The sequence below is a fragment of the Lichenibacterium minor genome (assembly GCF_004137685.1).
Classification (GTDB): Bacteria; Pseudomonadota; Alphaproteobacteria; order Rhizobiales; family Beijerinckiaceae; genus Lichenihabitans; species Lichenihabitans minor.
In genome coordinates this window covers 20,576-27,579 of record NZ_QYBB01000050.1, presented here as the reverse complement: position 1 = coordinate 27,579, position 7,004 = coordinate 20,576, and the positions used below count along the sequence as shown (strand labels likewise).

Below are 7,004 nucleotides of genomic sequence, written 5' to 3'. Positions count from 1 at the left end.
CTGGAAAGCATCGCCCCGATCGGCGATGATGACGCCGTCAGCCTGCCGATCCTGGCAGCCTGACCGTCCCGGCCCAATCCGGTGACCAAGGTGGCTCCTCCGGAAGCTACACCATTCCTGGGGACACGATCGACGGACACCGATGATGCCGTCGCACGAGGTGTTCCCGCCTGCCCACGACACGCTTCCCTTATGCGCCGTCGTTCCGTCAGCAGATGCTCGATCTGTCCGCGCCCGCGCCGGCCGCGACGCGCAGGATCTGGCGCGCGAGTTCGAGCCGTCCGCCCAGGCGAGCCGGAACTGGGTCGCCGAAGCGGACCGCCGGGACGGCGGGCGAGAGCCGAATCCGGCGGCGGCCGACACCGTGCCGACACCCGCGCGACGGGATGAACTGGCCCGCCTGCGCGGCGAGAACAAGCCGTTGGGCCTGGAGCGCGGTATCCCCTCTCGAGCGGCGGCCAGATTCGCGCGGGAGACCGGCGTGGTGCCCCCGGGCTCTACGCCTTCATCAGCGCGAACCAGGCCGCCTTTCCCGTGGCCGTGATGGCGCGCGTGCTCGGCTTATCGAAGGCCGGGTTCTCCATATGGCCCGAGTGAACCCATCTCTTCAGAATCCACGAGCGTTTTCCCGGCACGGTCGCGGGCCTGCACATGGTCGCTTTCGCCTGTCCCAAGCCGAGGAACCTGGCTCGACTCGCCGCCGATCCAGGACAGCCTCTACAGCGCGTGTGCGGCGCCGAACGATTCGAGCGGCAGCAGGCGCAGGAACTGGACCGCGAACCCGCCGTCGAGCAGGCGCACCACCCGGCCGCGCGTCGAGTTCAGGGCGACGATGCTGCCGACCTGCGGCGGGATGTGGGACGTCACCGCAGCGCCCGAGCGCGAAAGGTCGCGGATCTGGGCCGGCGTGTCGACGCCATCGGTCGACGTGAGGCGCACGTCGGGCTGGTCGGGCACGATGCGCCGGTGCCCGCGCAGGTTGGCCCTGTCCTCGGGCGCCATGGCGGCGACGGTCGAGAACTGCCGACGGAGGCGCTCCCACTTCGCGGGCGGGGCCACGATGGCGAGCTCGAGGCTGGTGGCGTCGAGGGGTGATGCGACGCCTTCGAGGCGGCCGATGAGGTCCAGGTAGACGATGACACGGTCGCCCGGGGCGAAGCCGGCGGGCTGCGCCATGCTGACGTGGGCCGTCCGCCCGCGAACCCACGGAACCCTGCACCGCACGTCGACGCCGTCGACCATGACGCGGCCGTCGAGACCGAGGAGGTCGACGGGCTCTCCGCCTGCGCGTCGTGCTGCATTCTCCGTGTGCATGTCCGCCTCCTCGTTCAAGTTCACTGCCCTTATCCGTCATCCCGGGTTGCAAAAAAGTTGAATGCCGTGCTCGTCCGTCGAAGTGTGGGGGTGTGGTGAGCGCGGAATGAATCCGTGGGTCGGCGCGACCCGGCCGCAGGCGAGCTGCGGCCCGACATCGGCGTCGCGGCGGCCGATCGCGCCGGCCTGGCCGTGACGATCCCCGCCATCCCCGTCGCGGTGAAGAGCACGCACGGGGCCGGCGACGCCTTCGTCGGCACCTTCGCGGCCGCCTTGGCCACGGGGGCCGGCCTCGAGGCCGGCCTCGCCGCCGCCAACCGCGAAGCGTCCCGCCTCGTGTCGACGCCGGAACACCTCCGCTGACCCTCGTCCGCGGGGACGGCGGCGGTCCCGCGGGTCCCGGCCGACGGCCCCGCGATGCGGAACCGGGCCCCGCCCGGGCGCCGTGCCACACGCGGGCCGCCGGAACCAAGTCGGGGGGCGATCGCTATCCGGCCCGGATGGGCGGAACCGGTCGGCCCCCGGAGGCGGACCTCACGTGGCTTTCACCCCGCTCGATCGCGGCTCGTCTTGGACCTTGCCCGCCGCGCCGGCCCGTTGGCGCGCCGCCGCCGACGGGACCCACAGGGTCCTGGCCACGGCCGTGCTGGGGGGAGCCGCGGCCGGCGCGCTCGCTTGGCCCCAGGCCGGGACCGCCCTGGCCCCCTGGAGCGGTGCGGCCCTGCTGGTCGGCGGGGCGTTGATCGGCGTGCCGCACGGCAGTTCCGACTTCGTCGTGGCCCATCGGGTCATGCGGCCCCGCTTCGGGCGGGCGTGGCTGCCGGTCTTCCTGGTCGCCTACCTGTCCCTCGTGGCCGCCGTGATGGTCGGATGGACGCTGGCGCCGCTCGCCACGCTGCTCCTCTTCGTCGGGCTGTCGGGGCTGCATTTCGGCCGCGGCGACCTCCGCGCCGACGAGCGCCGGGACGGGTTGGCGGTCGCGGTCCGGGCCACGACGCCGCTGCTTCCCGTGCTGCTCGTCCATGCCGCGGGCGTGGCACCCCTCGTCGCCGCCCTCGCCGGCGCCCAGGCGACGGCCGTGGCGGGCGTGCTCGAGGGCCTGCGATGGCTGCTGGTGCCGTGGGGCCTGGCGGTGGCCTGCACCGTGCTCGGCCCCTGCACCTTCCGGCCGGGACCGCCCGCCCGGACGGGCGGGGCAGGCGACGCCGCGGAGGTCGGCGCGATCGCCGCCGCGGCGGTGGTCCTGCCGCCGCTGCTCGGCTTCGCGCTCTACTTCTGCCTGGTGCATGCCGTCCGGCACATGATCGGCATCGCGGACGACCACCGGCCCGGGGACGCGCGGCGCGCCACCCTGCTGGCGGGCGCTATCGTGGCACCCTCCGCCCTCGTCTGCCTCGCCGCCCTCGGCCTGACGTGGGCCGGCATCGGCGGCACGCTCGGCACCACCGACGTGCTCGCCTGGAGCCTGCGCCTGATCGCGGCCCTGACGGTGCCCCACATGGCCCTGGAAGCCTGGGCGGAGCGCTCGACGCCCGAGCGCCGCCGGGCGTGACGCCCGATCGGCGACATCGTGCAGCAGCTCCGGTTTTTTCCGGCGATCCGCGGTCCGTTCTTCGGGCCGAGAGTGTTAGGGCGCTCGAACAGGCATTCCCCTGTGACGACGGAACCGCGGATCGATGACTGAAACATTTTGGCTTTGGGTGGGCACGCTCGGCATGCTGGGCGGCTCCGTCCTGCTGTTCGCGATGGGCGGGACGCGCACCCAGGACGAGGAAGGCCACACGATCTCGCACGGGATCGTGCCGCTCTTCGCGGCGCTGGCCTATCTCGCGATGGCGATGCACCAGGGCTCGATGAGCCTCCCCTTCTCCGTCGGGACCGGGACCCGCGATTTCCTGTACGCCCGCTACATCGATTGGAGCGTGACCACCCCCACGCTGCTGCTCGGCCTGTCCATGACGGCCCTGCACGGCGCCCACCGCCGGGCCGGCCTCGTGAGCGGCCTCCTGGCGTCCGACGTGGTCATGATCCTCGCCGGCCTGTTCTTCGGCATGTCGGTCGACCCCTTCGCCAAATGGATGTGGTTCATCGTCAGCTGCGTGGCGTTCCTCGCGGTCTATTACATCCTGTTCGGCGCCTTGAAGCGTGAAGCCGCCATGCGCGACAGCGAGCGCCGCAGCGCCTACGATCGCAACGTCGTCATCCTGTCGGCGCTGTGGCTGCTTTATCCCATCCTGGTCTTCTTCGGACCGGACGGGATCTACGCCTGGTCGGCGACCTTCACCACGGCCGTGATCGTCATCCTCGATCTGACCTCGAAGGTCGTCTACGGCTTCATCGCCATGGGCGGCAGCAAGGCGATCACCGACGCCGACCTGGCGCGCGGAAGCGTGTCCCCCGCGATGATCGCCACCCACGCGGTGCCGAGCGGGGCGCCCGCGCCGGGCGAGCTGGTCGGCCACCTGCCGTCGGGCGAGCGCAGGACGGTCCGCGTCGACGCCGGGTGACGGACGGGCCGACGCATCCCCGTCGCCCCCACGGGCGGCGGCGCGCCGTGGCGGTCCCCGAGCGGTCGACACCCGGATCGCCGCTCCGGCCCGCGATCCGGGCCGGCGTGCCCGCGTCCTTCGCCTCCTCCGAAGGCGCCCGCCGTCAGCGGAGGCGGAGCCCTTCCGCGTCGAAGAGTCGGAGGTCGGCGGGGTCGAAGGCGAGGTCGAGCCGGTCGCCCGGCCGCGGGGGTGGGCCGCGCCGGCGCTCGGCCACGATCGCGCCGCCGCCGTCGACCTCACCGTAGACGTAGCTCGTGCCCCCGAGGAACTCCGAGAATCCCACCGTCACGCCGAGCGAGGCCTCGCCCGGCCGCGCTTCGCGCAGGTGCTCGGGCCGTAGCCCGACCTGCACGGGCCGGTCCGGCGCGAGCCGCGCCGCGACGGGCGCCGGGAAGGTCCGGCCGCCGAAGGTGACGCCGCCGTCGGCAGCGGTGCGCCCTCCGAGCAGGTTCATGCGCGGCGAGCCGATGAAGCCCGTCACGAAGGTGTTGGCGGGGTCGTCGTAGACCTCGGCCGGCGTGCCGGCCTGCTCGACGCGGCCGGCGCGCAGCACCACGATCTTGTCGGCGAGCGTCATCGCCTCGGTCTGGTCGTGGGTGACGTAGATCATCGTGTTGCCGAGCTCGCGGTGGAGCCGGGCGATCTCGATCCGCATCGACACGCGCAGCTCGGCGTCGAGGTTGGACAGGGGCTCGTCGAAGAGGAACACCTTCGGGTCGCGCACGATGGCGTGGCCGATCGCGACGCGCTGGCGCTGCCCGCCCGAAAGCTGGCTCGGCTTGCGGTCGAGCAGGGGCCCGAGCTTCAGGATCTCGGCCGCGGCGTCGACGCGGGACGCCACGGCGGCGGGGGCCTGCCGCATCATCTTCAGGCCGAAGCCCATGTTCTCGCGCACGCTCATGTGCGGGTACAGCGCGTAGGACTGGAACACCATGGCGATGCCCCGCTCCGAGGGGTCGGCGTCGGTCACGTCCCGGCCCGCGATCACGACGTCGCCGCCGGTCACCTCCTCCAGCCCCGCGATCATGCGCAGCAGCGTCGACTTCCCGCAGCCCGAAGGCCCGACGAAGACGACGAAGTCCCCGTCCGCGATCGACAGGTCGATCCCGTGGATGACGCCGACCGCACCGTAGGACTTGGTGACGCCCCGCAGCTCGACGCCGCTCACGAGCGCGCCGTCCCGTCGCGCTTGGCGTCCGGCGCGCAAGCGCGGAGCCACACCGCCATCTCGCCCGGGCCGCGGTTGTCCCAGGCGTAATAGGGCACGGCCTGGAGCGCGGTCGGCCGGCGGTCCGGCGGGGCGTCGCGGTACAGGTCGCCGCCCCAGTCCGCCGCGTCGGTCTCGGCCGCGGCGCTCAGCGCCACCACGCCGCCGAGCAGGCCCGCCACGAACTCATGGCGGATCTCGGTCGTCGGGGACAACGACAGCCCGTCGAGCAGCGGGCCGTTGTCGACGGCCTCGACGCAATACACCAGCGGGCCGCGCCGCAGCGCCACGCGGCCCGCGTCCTGCCGCACCTTCGGGTTGGCGTAGAGCCGCTTGGCCCTCATGCCGAGGTCGAGGTCGACGACGTCGCCCGCCGACCAGCGCCGGGCGAGCCGCGCGTAGCCGGCGACCGAGACGGCCGCCAGGTCGACCGCTTCGCCGTTGACCGACAGGGTCGGCCCTTCCGCCCAGGCCGGGATGCGCAGCGACAGCGCCAGGTCGGCCTCGGCGTCGAGCCCCACCGTCAGGCGCACCGCTCCGCTCCACGGGTAGTCGGTCTCCTGCACGACGCGCAGGCGTCGCCCGCCGCCGACGTCGAGGTCGGCCGTGCCGGCGCAGTAGAGGTGCACCGCCGCCTCGCCTTCGGCCTCGCCGTAGGCGTAGGAGCCCACGGAAGCGACGAGGCGCGCAATGTTGGGCGGGCAGCAGGGGCAGCGGTGCCACGTCCAGCGGTGGTGGTCGCCGCGGCTCGACAGCGGGTTCTCGTAGAAGAACTTCGTGCCGTCGAGCGACAGGCCCGCCAGGGCGCCGTTGTAGAGCGCCCGCTCCATCACGTCGCCGAAGCGGTTGTCGGGTCCGCGGCCGAGCATGCGGCTCGCCCAGAACACCAGCGCCACAGCGGCGCAGGTTTCCGCGTAGGCGCTCTCGTTCGGCAGGTCGTAGTCGACGGTGAAGCCCTCGTTGGCCTGCGAGGGCCCGAGCCCGCCGGTGACGTAGAGGTTCTTGCCGGTCAGGTCGGCCCAGAGCCGCTCCAGCGGCTCCACCAGCGTCGTGTCGCCGGTCTCGGTCGCGACGTCGGCCATGCCGCTGTAAAGGTACATGGCCCGCACGGCGTGGCCCACCACCCGGTCCTGTTCGCGGACGGGGAGGTGCGACTGGCTGTATTCGTGGGTCTTGAACCAGAAGTCCTCCGAGCGCTCGCCGCGCACCTCGGCCTCAACGTCGAAGTAGTTCGGGCTCCGCCCGCGCTCGTCGACGAAGTAGGCGGCGAGGTCGAGGTAGCGGCGCTCGCCGGTGGCGCGGGCGAGCCTGACCAGCGCCAGCTCGACCTCGGGGTGGCCGCAATAGCCGGGCTTCTTGCCGGGCTCGCGGCCGAGCGTCGCGATGACGTGGTCCATGCAGCGCGCCATCACGTCCAGCAGGGTGCGCTTGCCGGTGGCGTGGAAATACGCCACCGCGCCCTCGATCAGGTGCCCCATGTTGTAGAGCTCGTGGCAGTCGCGCAGGTTGGTCCAGCGCTCGCCCGGGCGCATGCGCTGGAACCAGCTGTCGAGGTAGCCGTCCTCGGCCTGGAGCCGCGCATAGGCGTCGACCACCTCGTCGATCCGGCGCTCGAGCGCGGGGTCGCGCCGGCGGTGCAGCGCGTAGGCGGCCGTCTCGATGATCTTGCCGAAGTCGGAATCCCAGAACATCTGGGTCGTCACGCTGTTGCCGTGCTGAAACGGGATGCGCAGGTCCGGCACCGGCACGGCGGGGTCGACCTGGTCGAGCGTGCCGGCCGCGATGCAGCGGTCGAACAGGATGCCGACCGTCCTGTCCGCGACGACGTCGATGCGCGGGCCCCAGAAACCGCGGACCTCGACCTGCGGGACGGCCGGGGGGCGGAAGCGGCGGGCGGCTGTGTCTGACATGGGGCGGCACTCGGGCGGGAGGGG

At 72.7% G+C, this 7,004-nt stretch carries 6 protein-coding genes; 3 read left to right on the top strand and 3 right to left on the bottom strand.

Annotated elements, in window-relative coordinates; all coding sequences use genetic code 11:
- Nucleotides 1-717 precede the first annotated feature (717 nt).
- Complete coding sequence (locus D3273_RS23750; protein WP_129229413.1) at nt 718-1,314, bottom strand: PilZ domain-containing protein; 597 nt, start codon at nt 1,312-1,314, stop codon at nt 718-720.
- A 114-nt stretch (nt 1,315-1,428) separates the two neighbouring features.
- Between D3273_RS23750 and D3273_RS23745 the strand changes: the two genes are divergently transcribed.
- The 3 genes from D3273_RS23745 (at nt 1,429) to D3273_RS23735 (ending at nt 3,821) form a co-directional block, all read left to right on the top strand.
- Entirely contained in the window at nt 1,429-1,677 is a 249-nt protein-coding gene (locus D3273_RS23745; protein WP_129229411.1) for a PfkB family carbohydrate kinase, read from the top strand.
- Between the two features lie 175 nt (nt 1,678-1,852).
- A complete protein-coding gene (locus tag D3273_RS23740; RefSeq protein WP_165359646.1) occupies nt 1,853-2,866 on the top strand; it encodes a Brp/Blh family beta-carotene 15,15'-dioxygenase in 1,014 nt (337 codons plus the stop codon).
- Between the two features lie 124 nt (nt 2,867-2,990).
- Nucleotides 2,991-3,821, top strand: a complete 831-nt coding sequence (locus D3273_RS23735; protein WP_129229408.1) for a bacteriorhodopsin — start codon at nt 2,991-2,993, stop codon at nt 3,819-3,821.
- 145 nt (nt 3,822-3,966) lie between these two features.
- On the opposite strand, the gene D3273_RS23730 is transcribed toward D3273_RS23735, so the two are convergent.
- Both D3273_RS23730 and D3273_RS23725 read right to left on the bottom strand, forming a co-directional pair.
- The gene (locus D3273_RS23730; RefSeq protein WP_129229406.1) at nt 3,967-5,031 is read right to left on the bottom strand and encodes an ABC transporter ATP-binding protein; all 1,065 of its coding nucleotides are present in this window, start codon (nt 5,029-5,031) and stop codon (nt 3,967-3,969) included.
- Nucleotides 5,028-6,980: a glycoside hydrolase family 127 protein gene (locus D3273_RS23725; RefSeq protein ID WP_129229404.1), complete on the bottom strand. Its 1,953-nt coding sequence runs from the start codon at nt 6,978-6,980 to the stop codon at nt 5,028-5,030. The genes D3273_RS23730 and D3273_RS23725 overlap by 4 nt, the downstream gene beginning before the upstream one ends.
- Nucleotides 6,981-7,004 lie beyond the last annotated feature (24 nt).